The sequence below is a fragment of the Pseudomonas furukawaii genome (assembly GCF_002355475.1).
In the GTDB taxonomy this organism is placed as follows: Bacteria; Pseudomonadota; Gammaproteobacteria; order Pseudomonadales; family Pseudomonadaceae; genus Metapseudomonas; species Metapseudomonas furukawaii.
This window is the reverse complement of record NZ_AP014862.1, coordinates 178,494-198,232: the sequence shown is the minus strand read 5'-3', so window position 1 is coordinate 198,232 and position 19,739 is coordinate 178,494. Positions and strand designations below refer to the sequence as shown.

Annotated in this window: 20 protein-coding genes; 2 read left to right on the top strand and 18 right to left on the bottom strand. The window is 69.1% G+C overall.

Features of this window, described 5'->3' with window-relative positions:
* Window positions 1-81 precede the first annotated feature (81 nt).
* Window positions 82-456, top strand: a complete 375-nt coding sequence (locus tag KF707C_RS00925; protein ID WP_003455821.1) for a nuclear transport factor 2 family protein — start codon at window positions 82-84, stop codon at window positions 454-456.
* Between the two features lie 10 nt (window positions 457-466).
* Here the strand turns inward: KF707C_RS00925 and KF707C_RS00920 are convergent, their stop codons facing one another.
* A complete protein-coding gene (locus KF707C_RS00920) occupies window positions 467-1,048 on the bottom strand; it encodes an RBBP9/YdeN family alpha/beta hydrolase (protein ID WP_003455822.1) in 582 nt (193 codons plus the stop codon).
* Window positions 1,049-1,228: 180 nt separating this feature from the next.
* Here KF707C_RS00920 and KF707C_RS00915 point away from each other — a divergent pair, with 180 nt between their 5' ends.
* Window positions 1,229-2,149, top strand: coding sequence for a LysR family transcriptional regulator (locus KF707C_RS00915; protein WP_003455824.1), 921 nt, complete (start codon window positions 1,229-1,231; stop codon window positions 2,147-2,149).
* A gap of 4 nt (window positions 2,150-2,153) precedes the next feature.
* Here KF707C_RS00915 and madM read toward each other — a convergent pair whose 3' ends face one another.
* From madM to tssF, 17 genes are all read right to left on the bottom strand, one after another.
* Window positions 2,154-2,918, bottom strand: a complete 765-nt coding sequence (gene madM / locus KF707C_RS00910) for a malonate transporter subunit MadM (RefSeq protein ID WP_003455825.1) — start codon at window positions 2,916-2,918, stop codon at window positions 2,154-2,156.
* 5 nt (window positions 2,919-2,923) lie between these two features.
* Entirely contained in the window at window positions 2,924-3,325 is a 402-nt protein-coding gene (gene madL / locus KF707C_RS00905; RefSeq protein WP_003455827.1) for a malonate transporter subunit MadL, read from the bottom strand.
* Window positions 3,326-3,384: 59 nt separating this feature from the next.
* Window positions 3,385-4,311: a malonate decarboxylase subunit epsilon gene (gene mdcH, locus KF707C_RS00900; RefSeq protein WP_003455828.1), complete on the bottom strand. Its 927-nt coding sequence runs from the start codon at window positions 4,309-4,311 to the stop codon at window positions 3,385-3,387.
* Window positions 4,308-4,922 (bottom strand): malonate decarboxylase holo-ACP synthase, encoded by a 615-nt coding sequence (locus KF707C_RS00895; protein WP_003455830.1) that lies wholly within the window; start codon window positions 4,920-4,922, stop codon window positions 4,308-4,310. The genes mdcH and KF707C_RS00895 overlap by 4 nt, the downstream gene beginning before the upstream one ends.
* A 21-nt stretch (window positions 4,923-4,943) precedes the next feature.
* Window positions 4,944-5,729 (bottom strand): biotin-independent malonate decarboxylase subunit gamma, encoded by a 786-nt coding sequence (gene mdcE, locus KF707C_RS00890; protein ID WP_003455832.1) that lies wholly within the window; start codon window positions 5,727-5,729, stop codon window positions 4,944-4,946.
* Entirely contained in the window at window positions 5,726-6,580 is an 855-nt protein-coding gene (locus KF707C_RS00885) for a biotin-independent malonate decarboxylase subunit beta (RefSeq protein WP_003455833.1), read from the bottom strand. The genes mdcE and KF707C_RS00885 overlap by 4 nt, the downstream gene beginning before the upstream one ends.
* On the bottom strand, window positions 6,573-6,872 hold the full coding sequence (locus KF707C_RS00880) for a malonate decarboxylase subunit delta (protein ID WP_003455834.1): 300 nt from the start codon (window positions 6,870-6,872) through the stop codon (window positions 6,573-6,575). Before KF707C_RS00880 ends, KF707C_RS00885 begins: the two co-directional genes overlap by 8 nt.
* Before the next feature lies 1 nt (window position 6,873).
* Window positions 6,874-7,725 carry a triphosphoribosyl-dephospho-CoA synthase gene (locus KF707C_RS00875; protein ID WP_003455835.1) on the bottom strand — a complete coding sequence of 284 codons (852 nt, stop codon included), beginning with the start codon at window positions 7,723-7,725 and terminating at the stop codon, window positions 6,874-6,876.
* Window positions 7,725-9,389 carry a malonate decarboxylase subunit alpha gene (mdcA, locus tag KF707C_RS00870; RefSeq protein ID WP_003455836.1) on the bottom strand — a complete coding sequence of 555 codons (1,665 nt, stop codon included), beginning with the start codon at window positions 9,387-9,389 and terminating at the stop codon, window positions 7,725-7,727. Before mdcA ends, KF707C_RS00875 begins: the two co-directional genes overlap by 1 nt.
* A gap of 1,120 nt (window positions 9,390-10,509) precedes the next feature.
* On the bottom strand, window positions 10,510-12,939 hold the full coding sequence (locus KF707C_RS00865; protein ID WP_003449215.1) for a TonB-dependent siderophore receptor: 2,430 nt from the start codon (window positions 12,937-12,939) through the stop codon (window positions 10,510-10,512).
* 126 nt (window positions 12,940-13,065) lie between these two features.
* Window positions 13,066-14,070 carry a FecR family protein gene (locus tag KF707C_RS00860; RefSeq protein WP_003449216.1) on the bottom strand — a complete coding sequence of 335 codons (1,005 nt, stop codon included), beginning with the start codon at window positions 14,068-14,070 and terminating at the stop codon, window positions 13,066-13,068.
* Window positions 14,060-14,662, bottom strand: coding sequence for an RNA polymerase sigma factor (locus tag KF707C_RS00855; protein WP_003449218.1), 603 nt, complete (start codon window positions 14,660-14,662; stop codon window positions 14,060-14,062). The genes KF707C_RS00860 and KF707C_RS00855 overlap by 11 nt, the downstream gene beginning before the upstream one ends.
* Window positions 14,663-14,789: 127 nt before the next feature.
* On the bottom strand, window positions 14,790-15,923 hold the full coding sequence (locus tag KF707C_RS00850; protein WP_003449219.1) for an OmpA family protein: 1,134 nt from the start codon (window positions 15,921-15,923) through the stop codon (window positions 14,790-14,792).
* Window positions 15,924-15,952: 29 nt separating this feature from the next.
* Window positions 15,953-16,384 (bottom strand): type VI secretion system baseplate subunit TssE, encoded by a 432-nt coding sequence (gene tssE, locus KF707C_RS00845; protein WP_003449221.1) that lies wholly within the window; start codon window positions 16,382-16,384, stop codon window positions 15,953-15,955.
* The gene (gene tssJ / locus KF707C_RS00840; protein WP_003449223.1) at window positions 16,381-16,923 is read right to left on the bottom strand and encodes a type VI secretion system lipoprotein TssJ; all 543 of its coding nucleotides are present in this window, start codon (window positions 16,921-16,923) and stop codon (window positions 16,381-16,383) included. The genes tssE and tssJ overlap by 4 nt, the downstream gene beginning before the upstream one ends.
* Window positions 16,904-17,998: a type VI secretion system baseplate subunit TssG gene (tssG, locus tag KF707C_RS00835; RefSeq protein WP_003449225.1), complete on the bottom strand. Its 1,095-nt coding sequence runs from the start codon at window positions 17,996-17,998 to the stop codon at window positions 16,904-16,906. Before tssG ends, tssJ begins: the two co-directional genes overlap by 20 nt.
* Entirely contained in the window at window positions 17,962-19,731 is a 1,770-nt protein-coding gene (tssF, locus tag KF707C_RS00830; protein WP_003449227.1) for a type VI secretion system baseplate subunit TssF, read from the bottom strand. Before tssF ends, tssG begins: the two co-directional genes overlap by 37 nt.
* Window positions 19,732-19,739 lie beyond the last annotated feature (8 nt).

The window sequence follows — 19,739 nt, the reverse complement described above, 5'->3', positions numbered from 1 at the left end:
CGGATACGGTCACGGCACCCGCAACTAGGCTTCGATCATGACGCCGGCGCCAGCCGCGCCAGCCCATCTGGAGCTTCCGACATGAACGCAGAAAATGCCGCACACAACGCCATCCGACAGCTTGTCCGGGACTATGTCGAAGGCATGGTCAGGGCCGACGAATCCCTGCTGCGCCTGGCCTTCCACCCCAACGCCCGAATCATCGGCCGCTTCCAGGCCCTGCCCGAGTGGCTGACCCTGGACGATTTCGTCGATGCCATCCGCGATCGCGGGCCGGTCCTGGCCCCGGAGCAATCACCCTTCTGGCAGATCGTCAGCCAGGACGTCACCGACGAGACCGCCATGGTCAAGGTGCTGGACGACTACGCCGGCCTGCGCTTCACCGACTACCTGTCGCTGATGGTGCTGGACGGTCGCTGGCGCATCGTCAACAAGCTCTTCCATTGCCACAGCTGACGCATTCGCATCAGGCAAGCCTGCGGGCGGACTCCTCCACGAGCCCCTGCAGGCGGTACAGATGGACGAATCCCGACTCCCAGGTCCGGTGGCCGGACTTCAGGTTGATATGGCCGGCACCGGCGAGGATGACGGCCTCCGAGCCCCAGTCGCTGGCCATGGCCAGGGCCCGTTGCGGGCTCGCGGCGTGGTCGTTGTCCGAGCCCACCAGCAGGCTGGGGAACGGCAGCATCGCCCGGGGGATGGGAGCGAACCCCGTGAGCGGTTCCGGGCACCCCGCGCGCTCCACATCCGCCGGCGCCACCAGCAGGGCACCGCGCACCCGGCGCAGCACGTCGGAGTCGGCCTGCCCGGCCCAGTGGGCGACAGTGACGCAACCCAGGCTGTGAGCGATGAGGATCACCGGCGTGCGTTCGGCGTCGATGGCATGCTCCAGCGCGGTCACCCAGGCCGCGCGGTCGGGCTGGTCCCAGTCCGCCTGCTCGACCCGGCGGGCATTGGGCAGGACACGCTCCCAATGGCTCTGCCAATGATCGGCGGGGGAGCCCTGCCAGCCCGGCAGGATGAGATAGCGAATGGCCTGGCTGCGCATGGCGAGCCCTCCTTGCGAAACGGTCGATGGAAGGGAGTCTAGGGCCTCGTTTTATAGCTGTTAAGGAATAAGAATTCATTTGCTTATGCATTTTCAGCCAACCCATAACAGACTCCTCCGGTCCGCCGCCCCAAACTTGTAGGATGGGCGCCTCGCTCCCCCTCCACCGGTACGCGGCGCATGCAGATCGACGACGAGCTGACCCTGAAGAAACTGCAGACCTTCCTGGTCTTCATGCGTGCGGGCAACCTCTCCCGCGCCGCCGCGGAGCTGAACACCAGCAACGTCAGCGTGCACCGTGCCATCCACTCGCTCGAAAGCGCCCTGCGCTGCCCGCTGTTCAGGCACGAGGGGCGCAACCTGACGCCGCTGGAGAGCGCCTACGTGCTGGAGGAGAAAGCCCAGAAGCTGGTGCAGGACGTGATGGACATGGTGCGCCTGACCCGCGAGGCAGCCGGCTTCTCGGCCGAGCGATTCAAGCTGGGGGCGCTCTACTCGCTGACCGTGAAGACGGTGCCGCAGCTGGTGATGGGCCTAAAGCTCAGGCGTAGCGAGCTGAACATCGACCTGACCCTGGGCTCCAACGTCGACCTGCTCTACCGCCTGAAGAACCTGGAGCTGGACGCCATCCTGGTGTCCCTGGACGAAAGCGTCAGCGACCCCGATTGCGAGCAGCTGCCGCTGTTCTCCGACGACATCTTCCTCGCCGTGCCCACCGATTCGCCCTTCTCCGAGAAGACCGAGGTGGACCTGGCGGACCTGGCCGAGTCCACCTTCATCACCCTCACCCAGGGCTTCGCCACCCACCGCGACGGTGCGCGGGTGTTCCAGCAGGCGGGCTTCGAGCCGAAGGTGGCGATGCAGGTGAACGACATCTTCACCCTGCTCAGCATGGTCAGCTCAGGGGTGGGCTACGCCCTGCTGCCAGGGCGCATCGCGGCGGTGTACGAGAACCGGGTGAAGCTGATCCCGCTGCAGGCGCGCTACCGCCTGCAGCAGCACATCGGCGTGGTCTTCCTCAAGGCCCGGGAGCGCGATCCCAACCTCCTCGCACTCCTGGCCGAGTGCCGCATGTACAGCCTGCGGCAGGAACAGCGCTAGCGACTCAGCCGGCCACGCCGCGCATCACGAAGAACAGCAGCGACGGGCCCAGCAGGCAGCCCAGTGCGGTGTAGAAGGCGGCGGTCAGGCAGCCGTAGGGGACCAGCTTCGGGTCGGTGGCCGCCAGGCCTCCGGCCACGCCGCTGGAGGTGCCCATCAGGCCGCCGAAGATCACTGCCGTGCGCGGGTTGTTCAGGCCGATGAAAGGCGCCACGAAGGGGGTCGCCACCATCACCAGGATGGCCTTCACCAGGCCGGCGGCGATGGACAGCGCCATCACCTCGGAGCTGGCGCCGATGGCCGCCCCGGTCACAGGCCCGACGATGTAGGTCACCGCCCCCGCGCCGATGGTGGTCAGGCTCACGGCATCGGTGTAGCCGAAGGCCATGGCCACGCCGACGCCGGCGACGAAGGAGGTGAGGATGCCGAAGAACAGCGCCACCACCCCGGACACCCCGGCGCGTTTCAGTTCCTCGACGTTGACCCCGAAGGCCGTGGCGACGATGGCGAAGTCCCGCAGCATGGCCCCGCCCAGGAGCCCGATTCCGGACAGCAGCGGGATATCCACCAGCCCCTTCTGGCCACCGGTCATCACGCCGCCGACGTAGGAGAGCACAAGGCCGAGGAAGATCGCGATGGCCGAGCCGTGCAGGCGGCCGCGGGTGAGCCTGGCGGAAAGCCAGTAGGACAGCCACATGGTCACGCCGATGACGGCGAAGCCGCTGATCAGGCCGTAGCCGCCGATCACTTTCATCATGGATTCGTACATGGCGGTCACCGTTGGGCGGAGGTCAGGGATTCAGCGGCGGCCGCCCCGGGCTTCTTTTGCCCGAAGCGATCGATGGCAGGGACCATGGCGAAACTCAGCACGACGGCGGCGACGCCGGCGAGGATGGCCATGGGGCCGCCGGACAGCGCGCCGAGCACATTCTGCTGGGCGGCCATGGCGACCACGATGGGGATGTAGATGGCGCTCCAGAACTCCACGCCCTGCTCGCTCCTGGCGTCCATCAGGCCGCGCTTCTGCAGGTAGCTGCCGATGAAGATGAGCAGCAGCATGGCGATGCCGACACCGCCGACGTTGGCGGGAACGCCCAGGAGCTTGCCCAGGAGCTCGCCGATGAACAGGCCGACAAGGGTACACAGGGCCAGGAAGGCCACACCGTAGATGATCATTGTTGTTGTCCTCGTGTTCGGGTCGAAGTGGCTTGTTGTTGTCCTTCGAATGCACGCGCTTATCGGTTGTACTCCACCTCCTGACGCAACAGGGCGTCCAGCGTATCCAGACGGGCGCCCTGGAAGGCGATCACCGTACCTTTGTCGAACACCCGTCGCGCCAGGCCACTGAGCACGGCGCCGGGGGGCAGTTCGATGAACAGGCGCACGCCGCGCTCGTAGGCGGTGCGCTGGGTGCCGTGCCAGTCGACGACACGGCACATGTTGTAGGCGAGGTCGTCCCGCAGGCGCGCGGGGTCGTGGATCGGCCGTGCGCTGGTCCCGCTGAGGTAGCGGATCGCCGGGCGGCGCACCTCCACCCCGGCGAAGGCCGCCGCCAGCTCACGGGCCGGCGCCTCCAGCAGCGGGCAGTGGGACGGCACGCTCATCGCCAGCCGCCGGACCAGCCCCGCTCCCAGGGCGCGGGCACGCTCGGCGACGGCGGCCATGGCGGCATCGCTGCCGGCGATGACGATCTGGTTGTCGGCATTGAGGTTGCCGATGAACACCGGCCCCTCGGCCTCGGCCAGCAGCCCTTCCACCGTGGCCAGGTCCAGCCCCTGCAGCGCAGTCATGCCGTAACCCTGTGGATAAGCCTGCTGCATCAGTTCGCCACGCAGGGCCACCAGGCGCAGGGCGTCGGCGAAGTCCAGGGCACCGGCCACCACCGCCGCCGGGTAGGCACCGATGGACAGTCCGGCCACGTAGTCCGGCGCCGGGCTGCGCGCCAGCAGCAGGCGGGCACAGGCGACCCCGGCGATCAGCAGGCAGAGCTGCACGGCACGGGTGGATTGCAGCGCCTCGGCGCTGTCCAGGGCGCCCAGGTCTTCGCCCAGCACACGGCCGGCCTCCTCCAGGCAGGCACGCACCTCAGGCTCGCTGGGCAAGGCCTGGAGCATGCCGGGCTGCTGGGCGCCCTGGCCGGGAAAGGCGAACAGGCTGCTCACGCCGCAAGCTCCAGGGGCTGCCAGGGGTTATCCACAAGCCGCGCGCCCGCATCGCACTTGAGCAGCACTCGGCGGGAATCACCGGCCCACTCGCGCAGCGCCACGGCGCCACAAGGGGTTTCCAGCTGCAGGTCGATACGGCAGGACGCGCTGTCGAGTTGCGCCAGCAAGGCACGGGCCCGGGCGCGATCGATGGGTTCGGCGATGCGCAGCAACAGGTCCAGGTCGCTGGCCCCGTGCAGCACGGCCAGGCCGGTGGCGAGCTGGTAGCCCACGCCGCCGGTGGGTCCCCAGGCCAAGCCGATCGCGTCCAGCAGCGGCGTCACCTGGTCCAGTGCCCGTAATGCCGCCAGCTCGGCCGGGGCGCGCAGGCGCAAGTGCTCCGGGGCGATCCGCCGCTGGATGGCGTCGACCGGCATGCAGGCGGCGAAGCGCTCGCCACGGGTGGCGCCCCGCACACCGACGGCCACCCGGCCTGGCGCGCAGAGGGCGCGGCGCACCACCACCGGCTGCCCGGCGGCCAGCACCTGCCGCGCCCAGGCGGGAGCCTCGGCGGGCAGCTGGTCCGGGGCCAGGCCCCAGAGCAGGTCGTGAGGATGGATAGTGTCCATGGTTCGCTCCCGTTCGGGTCCCTACCACTGCGCCCGCAGCATCTCCCGCACCTTCGACGATGCGGCGCGGTTCTCCGCGCCGAGACGGTTCGTCAGGTCGGTGCTCGCACCGATGTCCGCTACCGCCCGCACCAGGCTGTCCCGTACCCGGTCGAGGTCGACGGGACCGGGGCAGTCAGGGTTATCCACAGCCAGGCGCTCCCACAGCAGGCCGAGGGAGGCGTAGTTGCCGAGGTCATAGGCCATGGGCGGCACCATGGCGGCCAGGGCCTCCAGTTCGTCGACGCTGCGCAGGGTGATGCGCGCGGCGGCGGCCTTGCCCATGGCGTGGACCATCACCCCGGCGTCATCCAGGGCGATCAGCCGCTGGGCCTGGTAGCCGTGGGCGAGGAAGGCGCCGGACATGGCCTTGCCCACCAGCAGCCCGATCACCGGGTGGCCGGCCAGGCGGGCACGGGCGTAGGCGTCCACGGCGCCGGCCAGGGCCTGGTGGATCCCCAGGGCCTCCTCGCGGCGACCGTAGGCCTGGCTGGGCACATCCACCACCGCCACCAGCACGCGCTTGTCGGCGCGCCCGGCGTCGGCCTCGATGGCCTCGCCCACCGCCTTGGCCAGGCCCCAGCCCTCCAGCAGCCCCACCTCGCCATTGTGGGCACGGGGGAAGGGATTCCGGGCATCCGGCACCACGGCGATGAAGCGCGCGGCACGATTGCCCAGCTCGCCATCGATCACCTTCACAGAGGCGGGGAAACCCGCCACCTCGTTGCCGCCGGCCAGGCCGTGCAGCCAGTTCAGTCCTCGGCTCATTGCGGGTCTCCCTGGTAGAGGGCGCGCACGCGGGCGGCGTCCAGTTGTTCGCAGTCGTCCCCCAGCCGCGCCAGGCGGGCGAGGAATTCGTCGGGGCGACGGCAACGCGGAGCGGCCGGTTCGCCGGCGGCCAGCAGGCCGGCCAGGGCCTCGCGGATGGCCGCCACGTCATCGGCCAGGTAGGCGTCGGCCAGGCCGCTGGCGTGGCGCTGCTCGCCCCCGGTAAGGCTCCAGATGAAGGGGCGGTCGCGGGCGTCGTACTCGTCGAGGCCGGCTTCCTGCTCGATCACCTGAGGGCCGTTGAGGCCCAGGCGCGCTTCGCGGGTCACCAGCAGGTGGCTGCACAGGCCGGCAGCGATGGACATGCCACCGAAGCAGCCCACCGCCCCGGCGATCAGCCCCACCACCGGCTGGTGCTGGCGCAAGGCGACGATGGCGGCCTGGATCTCGGCGATGGCGGCCAGGCCCAGGTTGGCCTCCTGCAGGCGCACACCACCGGTCTCCAGCAGCAACACGGCGGCGGTGGGGATGCCCTGGCGGTTGTCTTCCACGGCCAGCTCCAGGGCGCCGGCGATCTTCGCCCCGCCCACTTCGCCCAGGCTGCCGCCCTGGAAGGCGCCTTCGATGGCGGCGACCACCAGGGGCCGGCCGTCGAGGCTGCCCTTGGCCACCACCACGCCGTCGTCGGCCTGGGGCACGATGCCCTGCTGCACCAGCCAGGGGGACATGACGCGGTCGAAGGGGCCGAGCAGTTCGCGGAAGCTGCCGGCATCCAGCAGCGCGCGGGCACGCTGGCGGGCGCCCAGTTCGACGAAGCTGCGGGCCGCCAGCAGGCGGGCGGTGTCAGTCATGGGCCACCTCCTCCAGGGCCTGCTCCAGGCGCAGGCGCACCACCCCCGGCGTGGCGCCGAAGTCGTGGATGTCGATGTTCAGGGCCGGCAGCGCCTGGCCGGCGAAAAGACGCTGGAACAGCTGCTCCCAGCGCGGGCCGCTGCCGTTCACCGAGGTCACCACCTGGATCGCCAGGGTGCCGGCACGGCCGGGTTCCAGCAGCACTTCCAGGTCGCCGGAGCCGACGCAGCCCACCAGGGCGCGCCCTCGGGCCGGCTGCCCGGCGGGGAATTCGAAGGTCAGGGTTTCCATGTCACAGGCTCCCGGCGTGATCGAGGAACAGGCAGGCGGCCAAGAGGTCGGCGGCTCCGCCCGGGGATACGTTGAGCTCCAGCAGGCGCGCCTCCAGGGCACGCAGCTGGCGACGCCCGGCGAGGCTGGCGGCACCGCCGGCGACGAGCACCGCGCGGGCGCCGGCGCGGGTGGCCTGCAGTCCTTCCGGGCCGGCGCGCCAGAGCACGCAGGTGTCGGAGAGCTCGGCCATGATCGCCAGCAGCGCGTCGAGTCGGGCGTTCTGCTCGCCGGCCCCGGCGGCGCGGCTGCGGCGCAGCTGGGGCAGGCCGTGGTCGAGGGCGGCGGGGAAGCCCAGTTGAGCCTCCTCGCGCGCGCCACGCACGCCGTAGCGGCGGCAGACGTCGGCGCCGTGGCTGTCGGGTTTCGGTGCGGCGGGGTCGTCGATCAGCGCGATACGTCCGGCGCGCAATGCGATGGCGCGGGCATCGAGGCTGTCGGGGCTCAGCGCCAGCGCCGCCACCAGCAGGCCGAGGGCCCAGATGGCGCCCCGGTGGGTGTTGACCCCGCCGGTGATGGCCAGCATCGCCGCCTCACCCTCGCGGCCGATGCGGCCGAGGGCTTCGCGCAGGGGCAGGCCGACCTCGCCGTGCTGCTGGGCCGCTTCGGCCATCTGCCGGAAACAGGGCCAGAGGGACAGCGCCGAGGCGTGCATCAGGCCCAGGTGCAGGTCGTGGTGGGCGCCGCTGCCACGGCGGTCCACCAGGCCCGGCTTGGGCGTCAGGTCGGCCTCGTCGATCAGGGCGTCCACCGCCAGGTCCGCCAGCCAGTCGGCCAGGGGCAGGTCGGCGTCGCGTAACGTGAGTGCGCTCATCACCAACTCCTGAACCGGGCCGGGGGGGTATAAAGGCCGCCGGACCACTCCACCAGATCGGCGATGCTCTTCGCCGCCAGCAGTTCCCGCGTGGCTTGTGTACGGCGGATGCCGAGGTCTTCCGGCAATGCGATGAGGCCCTCGCGACGCAGGCGCTCGGTGTCCTTCGGGTCGTGGCGCAGGCCGATGGCGGTGACGCCGGCGACGGCGGCGATCATGGCGCGGCGTTCTTCGTCCGAGCGGGCCTTGTAGAGGTAGGCGATGCCTTCCTCGGTGAGCAGGTGGGTGACGTCGTCGCCGTAGATCATGATCGGCGCCAGGGGCATGCCGGTCTTCCGGGCCACGTCGACCGCGTCGAGGGTCTCGACGAAGGTGGGTTTGCCGCCTTCCTGGAAGGTTTCCACCATCTGCACCACCAGTTTCTTGCCCCGGGCCAGCAGGGCCTCGGGCTCGGCACGCATGTCCAGCCAGGCGGGCGTGGAGTGGCGGCGTCCGCGCGGGTCATGGCCCATGTTCGGCGCACCGCCGAAACCGGCCAGGCGGCCCCGGGTGACGGTGGAGGAATGGCCGTCGCCGTCCACCTGCAGGGTGGCGCCGATGAACAGGTCCACCGCGTATTGCCCGGCCAGTTGGCAGAGCATGCGGTTGGAGCGCAGGGAGCCGTCGCGGCCGGTGAAGAACACATCCGGACGCTGGGCGATGTAGCCCTCCATACCCAGTTCGGTGCCGAAGCAGTGCACGCTTTCCACCCAGCCGGTTTCGATGGCGGGGATCAGCGTCGGGTGCGGGTTGAGGGTCCAGTTGCGGCAGATCTTGCCTTTCAGTCCCAGGGATTCGCCGTAGGTGGGCAGGATCAGTTCGATGGCGGCGGTGTTGAAGCCGATGCCGTGGTTGAGGGACTGGACCTTGTGTTTCTCGTAGATGCCGCGGATCGCCATCATCGCCATCAGCACGTGCACCGGCTTGATGTGGCGCGGATCGCGGGTGAACAGCGGCTCGATGTAGAAGGGCTTGTCGGCCACCACCACGAAGTCCACCCAGGACGCGGGGATGTCTACCCGGGGCAGGTCGCGCACGTCCTCCACCAGCTGGTTGACCTGGGCGATGACGATGCCGTCGGAGAACGCGGTGGGCTCCACCAGGGCCGGGGTGTCCTCGGTGCTGGGACCGGTGTAGAGGTTGCCCTCGCGGTCGGCCATGAAGCCGGCCACCAGGGTGACGTTGGGGATCAGGTCCACCACCAGCCGCGAGTACAGCTCGATGTAGGTGTGGATGGCGCCGACCTCCAGCAGGCCGTCTTCCATCAGTTGGCCGATGCGCAGGCTCTGCGGGCCGGCGAAGGAGAAGTCGAGCCTGCGGGCGATGCCGCGCTCGAACAGGTCCAGGTGCTCGGCGCGGCTGACGCTGGGCATGATCATGTGCAGGTCGTGCAGGCGGCCGGGGTCGACCTTGGCCAGGGCGCGGGAGAGGAAGTCCGCCTGCTTCTGGTTGTTGCCTTCGAGCACCACGCGGTCGCCGGGGGCGATCAGGGCTTCGAGGGCCTCGACGATGCGCTCGCTGGGCAGCACCGCGCCATCGGCGAGGTGGCGCACGCGGTCGAGGCGACGCTGCTTTTCGGCACGCCGGCGCGACCACTGCGGCGGGGAGGTGGGTGTTGTTGTCATGGTGGCTCCACGGGTTCCGCTGTCGTGGAACGCACCTTAGGCGCGTGACCGGAGGGTCATCAATCAAGCCGGGCGGCGGATCGTTACGGACAAGTTAACGATCCCTTGCGCAGAGCCGACCGGGACTCCGCTTGTGGGAGCGGATTCATCCGCGAAAGGCCCGCGCCGTGATCTCGGGTGATGCCGGATGTAGGGTGGACCGCGCTCCATCGGTCCACCACGCGGTGCCGACCGGGACTCCGCTGGTGGACGTAAAGAACGACGTCCACCCTACGTGGCGATCCCCGAGCCACGCGCGATGCCGGATGTAGGGTGGACCACGCTCCACCGGTCCACCATGCGGTGCCGACCGGGACTCCGCTGGTGGACGTGAAGAGCGACGTCCACCCTACGGGTGATGCCCCGAGCCCCCTGCAATGCCGGATGTAGGGTGGGCCACGCTTCACCGGCCCACCAGGCGGAGTCAGGCATGGCTCCGACGGTGGACGTGAAGAGCGACGTCCACCCTACGGGTGATGCCCCGAGCCCATGCAATGCCGGATGTAGGGTGGGCCACGCCTCATCGGCCCACCAGGCGGAGTCAGGCATGGCTCCGACGGTGGACGTGAAGAGCGACGTCCACCCTACGGGTGATGCCCCGAGCCCCCTGCAATGCCGGATGTAGGGTGGACCACGCTCCACCGGTCCACCAGGCGGAGTCAGGCATGGCTCCGACGGTGGACGTGAAGAGCGACGTCCACCCTACGGGTGATGCCCCGAGCCCCATGCAATGCCGGATGTAGGGTGGGCCACGCCTCACCGGCCCACCTGGCGGAGTCAGGCATGGCTCCGACGGTGGACGTGAAGAGAGACGTCCACCCTACGGGTGATGCCCCGAGCCCCCTGCAATGCCGGATGTAGGGTGGACCACGCTCCACCGGTCCACCAGGCGGAGTCAGGCATGGCCCCGGCGGTAGACGTGAAGAGCGACGTCCACCCTACGGGTGATGCCCCGAGCCCCCTGCAATGCCGGATGTAGGGTGGACCACGCTCCACCGGTCCACCATGCGGTGCCGACCGGGACTCCGCTGGTGGACGTGAAGAGCGACGTCCACCCTATGCCTGGCCCCGCCTAGGGGACTCAGAACTCCAGGGTGGTGGAGAGCTGCACCTGGCGCGGGTCGCCGATGGAGACGTTGAGGGCGTTCACCGAGGAGCTGTAGTAGGTCTTGTCGAAGAGGTTCTTCAGGTTCAGCTGCAGTTTCAGGCGGTTGTCCCCCAGGGGCGTCTCGTAGCTGGCGAAGGCGTCGGCCAGCGTATAGGCGTCGAGATCGAAGCTGTCTTCGGCATCCCCCGAACGCTCGCCCACGTAGCGGGCACCGAGGCCCGCCCGCAGGCGGTCGTTGCCGGCCAGCGCGCCGAAGTCGTAGACCGCCGAGAGGGAACCGCTGTGCCGGGCGACGTTCTGCAGGCGATTGCCCTTCAGCTCGGGGTCTTCGGTCACTTCGGCGTCGGTGAAGGCATAGGTGCCGATCAGGCTGAGGCTGTCGGTAAGCTGGCCGGTAAGGTCCAGCTCCAGGCCGCGCGAACGGACCTCGCCGGCGGCGGTGGCGACCGTGTCGGTGAGGCCATTGACCGTCACGCTCTGGGTCACCAGGACGTTCTCCTTGACGATGTCGAACAGCGCCAGGGTGCCGGTGATGCGTCCCGGGAGATCCAGCTTGGCGCCGATTTCCCAGCTCTTGCCTTCCTCCGGGTCGAGGCCGTCGATGGAGGCCGTACCGGACAGCGGGGCGATGGTGGAGTTGGGCTTGAAGGACTCGCTGTAGCCGCCGTAGAGGGACAGCTCGTCGCTCCACTTGTAGACCAGGCCGGCGCGGGGCACCCAGAGCTGGCCGTCGATGTCGGTGTTCTTGCTGAACGGGCGGCCACGACCGGCCAGTTGGTCGTAGAGCTGATAGCGCGCGCCGGCTACCAGGATCCAGCGCTCGGTGAGGTGCAGCGAATCCTGGAAGAACGCGGACTGGCTGACGACCCGGTCGGTCTGGTCGCTGTCGCTGGCGGCCACGGTGGTGGGCACCGGCACCTGGCCATAGACCGGCTCGAAGGGGTCGAAGCGCACGCGGGTGGTCTGGCGGATGAGGTCCTCGCGGAAGAACTTGCGGTACTCGTGGTCCACGCCCATCAGCAGGTCATGCTGCATGCCGCCCCAGTGGACCTCGCCGGCCAGGTCGAAGGTGGCGAAGTGGGAGGTGCTCACCGCGCCCCGGGTGCCGTCCAGCCGCCGCGTGAGGGTGCCGTCGGTGTTCACCCGGGTCACCCGCGCCTGGTAGTCGTCGTAGGTGTCGCGGTTGTAGCTGTAGGCGAAGTGGGCCGTCCAGTCTTCGCCGAGTTGGTGGGACAGGTCGAAGATGGCGAGATCGGAGCGCCCCTCGGTGACGTTGTAGGGCTCGTCCAGGCGCCGCTCGGCGGGGACGTCCAGGGGCTGGCCGTTGACGAAGACGGTGCCCCGGTCGAAAGGCACCGAGTACTCGCGGTGCTCGAAGCTCAGGTTGATCCTGGTCTCCTCGCCGAACCAGGCGAGGGAGGGCGCGAAGGTCTTTTCGCGGCTGTGGCCGAAGTTGCGCCAGTAGTCGCCGTCGTCGTAGTCGGCGATCAGCCGGTAGGCCAGGCCGTTCTCCCCCAGCGGGCCGGTGAGGTCCAGTTGCCCGCCACTGCCGTCCTTGCCGTCGCCGTAGCTCGACGCGCGCGCTGTGATGGCGCGGTATGCCTCCAGTTGTGGCTTCTTGCCGATGACGTTGATCACCCCACCCGGGTCGAGGATGCCGTAGAGCATCGACGAGGGTCCCTTGAGCACTTCCACGCGCTCGGCGGTGGCGGTGAGGTTGCGGCCCTGGATGGTGCGCATGCCGTCGCGCAGGATGGAGCCGTCGCGGTTGTCGCCGAAGCCGCGTTTCATCACCGCATCCATGGTGCCGCCCAGGGTGTTGGCCTGGGTGATGCCGCTGACGTTGGCCAGGGCGTCGTCGAGGTTCTGCGGCTGCTGGTCCTGCAGTGCCTGGGCCGGCACCACGGCCACCGCCTGGGGGATCTCCAGCAGCGGCGTGGAGGCGCGTGTGATGCCGGTGTCCGGCGGTGGCTGGTAGCCCCCGCTGTGGGCGAGACGGGAGTCGATGGTCACCGCGTCCAGGGTCAGGGCGCCCTCATCGCGGCGGGGCTCCAGGGTCAGGGTCGCATCGCCGGCCTGTCGCCAGCTGAAGCCGGAGCCGGCCAGCAGCCGGGCCAGGGCCTCGCTTGCGCTCAGTCGCCCAGCCACCGCCGGCGCTTCAAGACCGAGGGGCGTGTCGAGGGTGTAGACCACGCTGAACCCGGTGACCCGGCTGAAGGCATCCAGCGCCCGCGGCAAGGGCTGGGCGGGAATGTCGAAGTCATGGACCGAGGCCAGGGCGCCGGCCTCCGCCGCGTAGGCCAGGTCCACCGCCAGGGGCGAAAGCGCGCCCGCCAACAGCAAAGACGCCAGCCCCAGGCGACCGAACACACCACCCCGCACCCGCTTTGTCCCGTACTTCATGCGCGCCTGCACCCTTTGTGTATTGGCTTCTCGTTCGCGAATAACTCGCATTTCAAGCACTACACGGATGCCGTCGCGAAGTACCTCAGCAGGTCGTGGAAATTTCCTGACTCAGCAAGTCAGCAGCTAGCGGAGGATCATCACCCGCCCCAGCAGTTCATCGCGCTGGAAGCCCACCACCGCTTGCAGCGCATCGAGCACGGCCGCCGGTTCCTGGCTGGGGAAGCTGCCACTGACGCGGGTCTGCGCCAGCCTGGAGTCGAGCAGGACGATGCGCCCGGGGTAGTAGCGGTCCAGCTCGTCCAGCACCTCGCCCAGGGGCGTGCGGAAGAAGGTCAGGCGTCCTTCGCGCCAGGCCAGGCGCGCCGCCGTATCCACCGACTGGACGGTCTCGGCCTGGCCATCGGCATAGGCCAGTTGCTGGCCGGCGGTCAGCTCGTGCGGGGATGCTGCGGGGCTGGCACGTACACCGACCCGGCCCTGCTCCACCGTCACCTGGGCCCCCTCACCACGCAGACGCACCTCGAAGCGGGTGCCGAGCACCCGGGCCTCGCCACCATTCGCGCTCACCACGAACGGCCGCTGACCCGGCACTACCCGGAAGAAGGCCGCGCCCCGGCGCAGCTCCACCCGGCGCTCGCCTTTGCCGTAGGCGACGGCCACGGCGCTGTCGGCATCCAGGGTCAGCACCGAACCGTCGGCCAATGTCACCTCGCGTACCTGGCCGGGCGCCGACACATGATCGGCGCCCAGGTCCCGCAGGCGCTCCAGTGGCTGCCAGCCGCCCAGCCAGGTCGCCAGCAGCAGGCTGGCGGCCAGTCCCAGGCCGGCTCCCCAGCGGCGATAGGCCGGCTTCGGCGGGGCGTCCATGCGCGCCATCAGCACGCGGAGTTCCTCGGCCTCCTCGCTGGCCAGGCGCGCGGCCGGCGCCAGGCTCAGGCGCCAGAGCGCCTCGGCACGGCGATAAGCGTCGGCATGTTCGGGGGCCCCATGGAGCCAGGCGTGAAAGGCCTCCCGCTGGGCGGGATCGGAGGTGTCCTGGAGACGACCGAGCCAGAGCCAGGCGACCTGCTCCAGGTCGGGCTCGCCGGCGCCGTCGACGGCGCGCAGGGGCGTGGACTCAAGACTCATCGGGGGCGCTCCCGGGACGCGGCGAAGGCTGGTCAGCCCGATGCAGGCTGGTCTTGCAGACCTCCAGGGCGCGCATCATATGTTTTTCCACCGCGCTTTGGGTAAGCCCCATGGCACGGGCTATCTCCCCGTAGGTGCGTCCATGGATGCGGTTCAGCAGGAAGATCTGCCGGGTGCGTTCCGGCAACTCGCGCAGCGCCGATTCCACATGGCGCAGCTGGCTGCCGGCCTCCAGCGCCGCCTCGGGAGAGGCGGGCTCGGCCAGCTGCTGTTCCGGCAGCAACGCGGATTCGGCACGGTTGCGCGAGCCCTCGCTGCGCAGATGGTCGATGGCCAGGTTATGGGCGCTGCGCAGCAGGTAGGTTCCCAGGTCCTCCACCGGCGCGCTCGGGCGCCGCCAGAAGCGCAGGAACAGGTCCTGCACCAGGTCCGCCGCCGTCGCCCGGCATCCCACGCGGCGGCTCACCAGCGTCTCCATCTGCTGTCGCCGCGACAGGAAGGTGCGCAGGAAATCCTCACGGCGATCCGGATCAGCGGACGCGGAAGCGTCCGGCGCGGGCGCGGGCGCGGCCGGGGAGGAGGAATCGGTCATGACGGCAAGGCGAGGGAGGAAAGGCGCGGATGATAATGCTTATCAAATGAATCCGCCTAGCCACCCGACCGATGTGGCTGATGGGTTCTCCGCTGGCCCCTGGCCGCCACCAGCAGGTCCGATCCGGTCAGCGGTGAGCCTGGCAGGCCCCTGGTTCCGGCACCAGGCTGATGTCGACGCGGCGGTTGGCCGCGCGCCCCGCTTCGCTGGCGTTGTCCGCGACGGGCCGGCTAGAGCCCTGGCCGTGAACGGCGAAGCAATCCTCCGGCACATCTCCCATGGTTTTCATCCAGTCGCGCACGGCCTCGGCACGGGCCCTGGCCAATGCCAGGTTGCGCGACTCGTCCCCCGTCGCATCGGAATGACCGGTAATGACGATCCTCCAGCCGGGCTGCGCCTTCATGCTGGCCAGCGCGTTGATCAGCAACTTGGTGGACTCCGGCTTCAGCTCCGCGCTACCCGACCCGAAGAGCTGGAGACTGTCCAGTCGAACCGGTGCCTCCACGATGGGGGGCTCCTGCCCGAATCGCTGCCAGAGGTGCCAGCCCAGCACGCCCGAGAGCGCCAGGATCATCCCGGCCAGCGCGCCCCAGAGTGCGAAACGCAGGCCTCGCCCGCGCGACGCCCCGGCCGGGAGACGCTCCACATAGACCCTGGGTGCGACGGAACCGGCCTCGGGGACCGAAACGAAGACCCGCAGCGGGGGTTCGGCAGCGTTCGACTCAGGCTCCCTGGCACCTTTAGTCGCTGGCATCGGCACGTCGTCCAGTCGCACCGCCAGCAGCTCGACCTGCCGGATGAACGCATGCATCGCCGTCATCGTCGGCAAGCGGTGCTGCCGCAACAGTGCCTGCAGGGTCTCCAGGTCCGATTCCAGGCCCCGGACGGTCGCGGCGTCGCGCTCACCGGCGCCCAACCCACGGAGCAGCGGTTGGAGCTGAACGAACAGCCAGGCGAGGATATCCATGCGCTCCGTGGCGTTACGCGGCCAGAGTCGATCCCAGGCGCCCGAAAGCATCTGGACCATCACCTTCAAGCCTTCGGCCAGGCCCGGCAGACCGTAGCGCTGGGCCAGCGCCAGCGCGAGGAAGGCGGCAATCTGCAGGTCGCTGCCATTGTCGCGGAGCAGCTCCCGACACCATTGCTCGACCTGCCGCCAGTCGATGTCCGGGCAGGCTGGATGATGCAGCTTGGCCAGTTCCTCGTAGAGCGCGGCGAGGTCGCCATGCCCGTCTCCAACCCGTCCGACGAGTCCATTCATGCTGTTCATTCTCCTGCGTAGGCGCTTGTCTAGAGATGGTTCTGCTGCCTGAGGTGGCGAATCAGTGCCTTGCCCGATGGCGCCAGGGTGGTGCCGAAGGTCGCCTGTGCCCCACTTTCGAGGCGGATATCGAGGCTGTACTCCAGTTGCCCAGGCTGTGACTGCGGCAACAACCTGACCTGCAGCTCGGCCAGGCGTGGCTCGTACTTGAGCAGCGTGTGGGTGAGGGTGCCGATCAGACCGTGGGCCGCCGCAGGCAAGCCCTGAAGCACCTGGCCGAGGTCCGGCAGACCGTAGTCCGGCAGGTGCTCGAGCGAGCCGGCGCGGCTGTCGAGGATGCGCTGGAGGTTGTCCAGCACCGAGAGCATCAGCTGGTCCTCCTCGCGCACCCGATGCAGTTCCAGTTCACCGGCGAAGTTCTGCAGCAGCGTTTCGTAGAGCGAGGGGGTCTGTTCGGTCATGGACTCACTCCTCGGAGCGCGCGCAGGGTCAGGCGGTTGTCCGCCAGCTCGACCACCCGGGGCTGGTCGGGGTCCAGCTCATCCCGGGTCAGAACCAGGCGCCAGGCATCGGTCAGGGTGTCCGGCTGCCGGAACAGGGCGGCCACGGCGACCACCCGCGCCGACCCATCCAGCGGCACGCTGAGTTGCGCCCCCTCATCGGGCCGGACCAGTACCGCCCGCTCATCCAGCAGGTCCGCGCCCAGCACCTCGCGGCTGTCGTCCAGCAGTTGGTCGTAGGACGCCTGGCGGAAGGCCTTGTCGTCGCGCAGGGCGTAGATGCGCACCAGGGTGGGCACCGACAGGCCGGACATGTCGTGACTGTCAGTGTTCATCGCGGCACGGCCGTTGAAGTCCAGATGCAGGGTCTTCACCTGCTTGTAGAAGATCGACCTGGCGAAGGCCGCCGATGAATCGCCAACGCTCTGGTACAGGCCGCAGCCGGCGAGCAGGGTGGCCAGCAGGGCTGGCAGCAGGGTTCTAGCAGGGGTACGCGACATGCTCGGCCTCTCGTGCTTGGGGATTGCTCCGCAGGCCCTGGTAACGGCCCAGCGGAATACTGACGGTGCGCGACTCATCCGCCGGCAGGCTGCCACCCAGCCCCAGCAGGCCGGTCATGCCGAGCAGCAGGGTCGCCTGACCCAATGCCGGGCGCGGCAGGCAGCACGTCGGCAAGGTCAGTTCCAGCCGTGCGGTGCAGCGCCAGCCGAGGTAGACCCGCAGCAGGGCCAGCAGATCGCCGTGCAGGCGCGCACCGGGCAGCCAGCCCAAGGCTTCCTGCGGGTCTTCGGTGTACAGCGCCAGGTGCATCTGGCTGTTGGCATCACGACCGACACCTCCCAGGGGCGTCCCCTGGGACAGGTTCACGGGGCGCCGCGACGACAGGCTGGCGGGCTCTTCCAGTACCACAGGCCGTGGCCAGTGCGGCGTCACCCTGGCGCGGGTGCGGGGCGCCAGCAGCCTCACCAGCGCCACCACGCCCTCGGCGTTGCGCGTCGGCAGGCGCATGACGCTGAGCAGCGCGAGGAAACGGGAGATCGGCGTCGCGACATGGTCGGCGGTACCCGGAATGCCCAGGCCGATCAGCCCCAGCAGGCACTGGGAGGTCGCGTCGGTACCGCTGCGCTCGAAGGTCGCCGGGTAGGAGTACTTGCGCCAGATGCGATAGAACTGGGTGAAGATCCGGTGATTGAAGATATCGAGGAAGGCCTCCAGGGCCTCATGTCCCTCACGGCGCTGGGCGATGTCGTCGAGGTAGGCGGTCGGCAGGGGCGAGTCCACGCCGTAGAGCCCGAGCAGCCGCGTGCGCACGGTGGCCGGCCCGGTCGGGCAACGCGCATCGACCTCGATGGCTTTCAGCTCGCCGGCGGGAAACCCCATGCCGGGGTCCGGGCGGAAACGCACCGGATCATCCGAGGGCCGTGTGGTGCTGCCCAGGGGTGGCCTGTCCGGCAGGGCCTGCTCCAGCAACTGGCAGAAGCGGTAGAGACTCGCCTCGGCGATGCGGCCTTCGAGGGCTTGCAGCAGGCCGCTGGCGTTCAGCCGGGGATACGCTGACTGTGATTCTCGTTCCATCGCAGGCACTTTCCGGTGGGTTGCAGGATCAGCGTGAGCTGGTTGAAGAGGTGGATATCGGCGTAGAGGGCGAAGAAGCGACTGAGCATTTCACCGAACAGGCCGATGTCGCCCTCCCCGGAAAAGCCGTTGGCATCCAGCGTCACCTCGATGTCGACGCCACGGAGCAGGAAACCCTTCTCGAAGCGCTGGATCAGGTGGTGGCGCACCTCGACGATGGCCGCCAGGCGGCGGCGATTCAGTTCATCGCCGGTCCAGTCGTAGAGCGCCAGGGTGCCGCGCAGCACCTCGGCGTTGTCCAGCATGGGGAGGAAGTTCGAGCCCAGGTGGCTGAGCACCCGCCAGTGGAAACGGTCGCGGTTCGGCGGGTAGCACGGCAGGGTCGGTGCACACAGGTTGCGCACTCGCAAACCGGTCTGGGTGGACTGCACCAGGCTGTCGAGCAGGGTGCTCTGCAAGGCCTTGCGGGGAAGCTGGCCGTTTGTGCCGGTGAGCCGCAGCGACAGGTTTTCGCCCCGCACCAGGCGGTCGGCGTCGAAACCCTCGCCGCCGAGGATCAGCCAGGTGTCGTGCAGGCCGTTGGCGGCCCGCTTGAGGCGGGTGTGGAAATAGCGCTCCGGGGCGTCGTCACGGAGCATGCCGCCCTTGTGCCGAAAGCTGGTGAAGGGCACGTAGTCCTCGCGCTCGGCATTCTTCGAGGCGGTGACCTGGTCCACCGAGTAGATCTCCGTGTGGCCGTCCTGCAGGCGCATGGGGCGCAGCAGGTACTCGCTCTGCAAGGGATCGAGCCGCAACGGATCGGCCTCCAGCGCGAAGAGGTTGATCACCGGTACGGCATGCAGGCGGATGTGCTCGGCGCGCGGTTCGAAGTCATGGGGCCAGCCCTCGGCCAGCGCCACCTCCAGTTCGAACCAGGGCGCCCCTTCGGGCACGCTCAGTCGCTCCAGGCCGTGCAGGGTGACGAACATGAACTTCTCGCGAAAGCTGAAGTACTCCAGCAACAGCTGGTAGCCGCTGAAAGCGCTGTCCCCCTTGGGCCAGAGGCGGTCCTCCCCGGCGAATCCCTTTGCCGAGAAGTGCCCGCGCAAGGGCGAACGCTCCGGCTGGCCGGGCAGGCGTACGTAGAGGGCATGTACCTGACGGGTCAACGCCAGGTGCAGGGCACTGGCCACCGAGGCTTCGGCATTCAGGTACAGCGGCAACCGGCCCAGGTCCACCTGTGACCACTCGGCGAGGGGGCCGCAGGCGAAGCGCAGCCGCAGCAACGGACGCCCATCGGGCTCGTAGGCCAGCCGCAGGGACTCCACCGCCAGCGGCTGCAGGGTCAGGTCCTGGGTGGTGGTATAGCGACAGCGTGTGCGCTGCGGCCCCACCGGCTGCGACATCACTTCGAGGCCTCGCTCGACCCGCTCGCTGCGCTTCATCTGTTGCAGGTCGGGGGCCAGTTCGACGATCGACAGCGAGGGAATCGTCCGCAGGTAATGCGGCCAGAGCAGGCTCACCAGCCCCTCGGTCAGCTCCGGAAGATCGTCGTCGAGTTTCTCTCGCAGGCGCCCCATGAGAAAGGCGAAACCTTCGAACAGGCGCTCGACATAGGGGTCGCGGGCACCCGGGCGATCCAGGTTGAGCTGCGCCGCGCGATCGGGGAAGGCCTCGGCGAACTCCTGTCCGGCCTCGTGCAGGTAGCGCATTTCCGCGTCGAAGTAACGCAGTGTCAGATTGTCCATATCCATAACGCAGG

What these genes read in the sequence shown, in the direction of transcription:
- KF707C_RS00925 (WP_003455821.1), top strand. Translation starts at nt 82, where the DNA reads ATGAACGCAGAAAATGCCGCACACAACGCCATCCGACAGCTTGTCCGG.
- KF707C_RS00920 (WP_003455822.1), bottom strand. Translation starts at nt 1,048, where the DNA reads ATGCGCAGCCAGGCCATTCGCTATCTCATCCTGCCGGGCTGGCAGGGC.
- KF707C_RS00915 (WP_003455824.1), top strand. Translation starts at nt 1,229, where the DNA reads ATGCAGATCGACGACGAGCTGACCCTGAAGAAACTGCAGACCTTCCTG.
- madM (WP_003455825.1), bottom strand. Translation starts at nt 2,918, where the DNA reads ATGTACGAATCCATGATGAAAGTGATCGGCGGCTACGGCCTGATCAGC.
- madL (WP_003455827.1), bottom strand. Translation starts at nt 3,325, where the DNA reads ATGATCATCTACGGTGTGGCCTTCCTGGCCCTGTGTACCCTTGTCGGC.
- KF707C_RS00895 (WP_003455830.1), bottom strand. Translation starts at nt 4,922, where the DNA reads ATGGACACTATCCATCCTCACGACCTGCTCTGGGGCCTGGCCCCGGAC.
- mdcE (WP_003455832.1), bottom strand. Translation starts at nt 5,729, where the DNA reads ATGAGCCGAGGACTGAACTGGCTGCACGGCCTGGCCGGCGGCAACGAG.
- KF707C_RS00885 (WP_003455833.1), bottom strand. Translation starts at nt 6,580, where the DNA reads ATGACTGACACCGCCCGCCTGCTGGCGGCCCGCAGCTTCGTCGAACTG.
- KF707C_RS00880 (WP_003455834.1), bottom strand. Translation starts at nt 6,872, where the DNA reads ATGGAAACCCTGACCTTCGAATTCCCCGCCGGGCAGCCGGCCCGAGGG.
- KF707C_RS00875 (WP_003455835.1), bottom strand. Translation starts at nt 7,725, where the DNA reads ATGAGCGCACTCACGTTACGCGACGCCGACCTGCCCCTGGCCGACTGG.
- mdcA (WP_003455836.1), bottom strand. Translation starts at nt 9,389, where the DNA reads ATGACAACAACACCCACCTCCCCGCCGCAGTGGTCGCGCCGGCGTGCC.
- KF707C_RS00865 (WP_003449215.1), bottom strand. Translation starts at nt 12,939, where the DNA reads ATGAAGTACGGGACAAAGCGGGTGCGGGGTGGTGTGTTCGGTCGCCTG.
- KF707C_RS00860 (WP_003449216.1), bottom strand. Translation starts at nt 14,070, where the DNA reads ATGAGTCTTGAGTCCACGCCCCTGCGCGCCGTCGACGGCGCCGGCGAG.
- KF707C_RS00855 (WP_003449218.1), bottom strand. Translation starts at nt 14,662, where the DNA reads ATGACCGATTCCTCCTCCCCGGCCGCGCCCGCGCCCGCGCCGGACGCT.
- KF707C_RS00850 (WP_003449219.1), bottom strand. Translation starts at nt 15,923, where the DNA reads ATGAATGGACTCGTCGGACGGGTTGGAGACGGGCATGGCGACCTCGCC.
- tssE (WP_003449221.1), bottom strand. Translation starts at nt 16,384, where the DNA reads ATGACCGAACAGACCCCCTCGCTCTACGAAACGCTGCTGCAGAACTTC.
- tssJ (WP_003449223.1), bottom strand. Translation starts at nt 16,923, where the DNA reads ATGTCGCGTACCCCTGCTAGAACCCTGCTGCCAGCCCTGCTGGCCACC.
- tssG (WP_003449225.1), bottom strand. Translation starts at nt 17,998, where the DNA reads ATGGAACGAGAATCACAGTCAGCGTATCCCCGGCTGAACGCCAGCGGC.
- tssF (WP_003449227.1), bottom strand. Translation starts at nt 19,731, where the DNA reads ATGGATATGGACAATCTGACACTGCGTTACTTCGACGCGGAAATGCGC.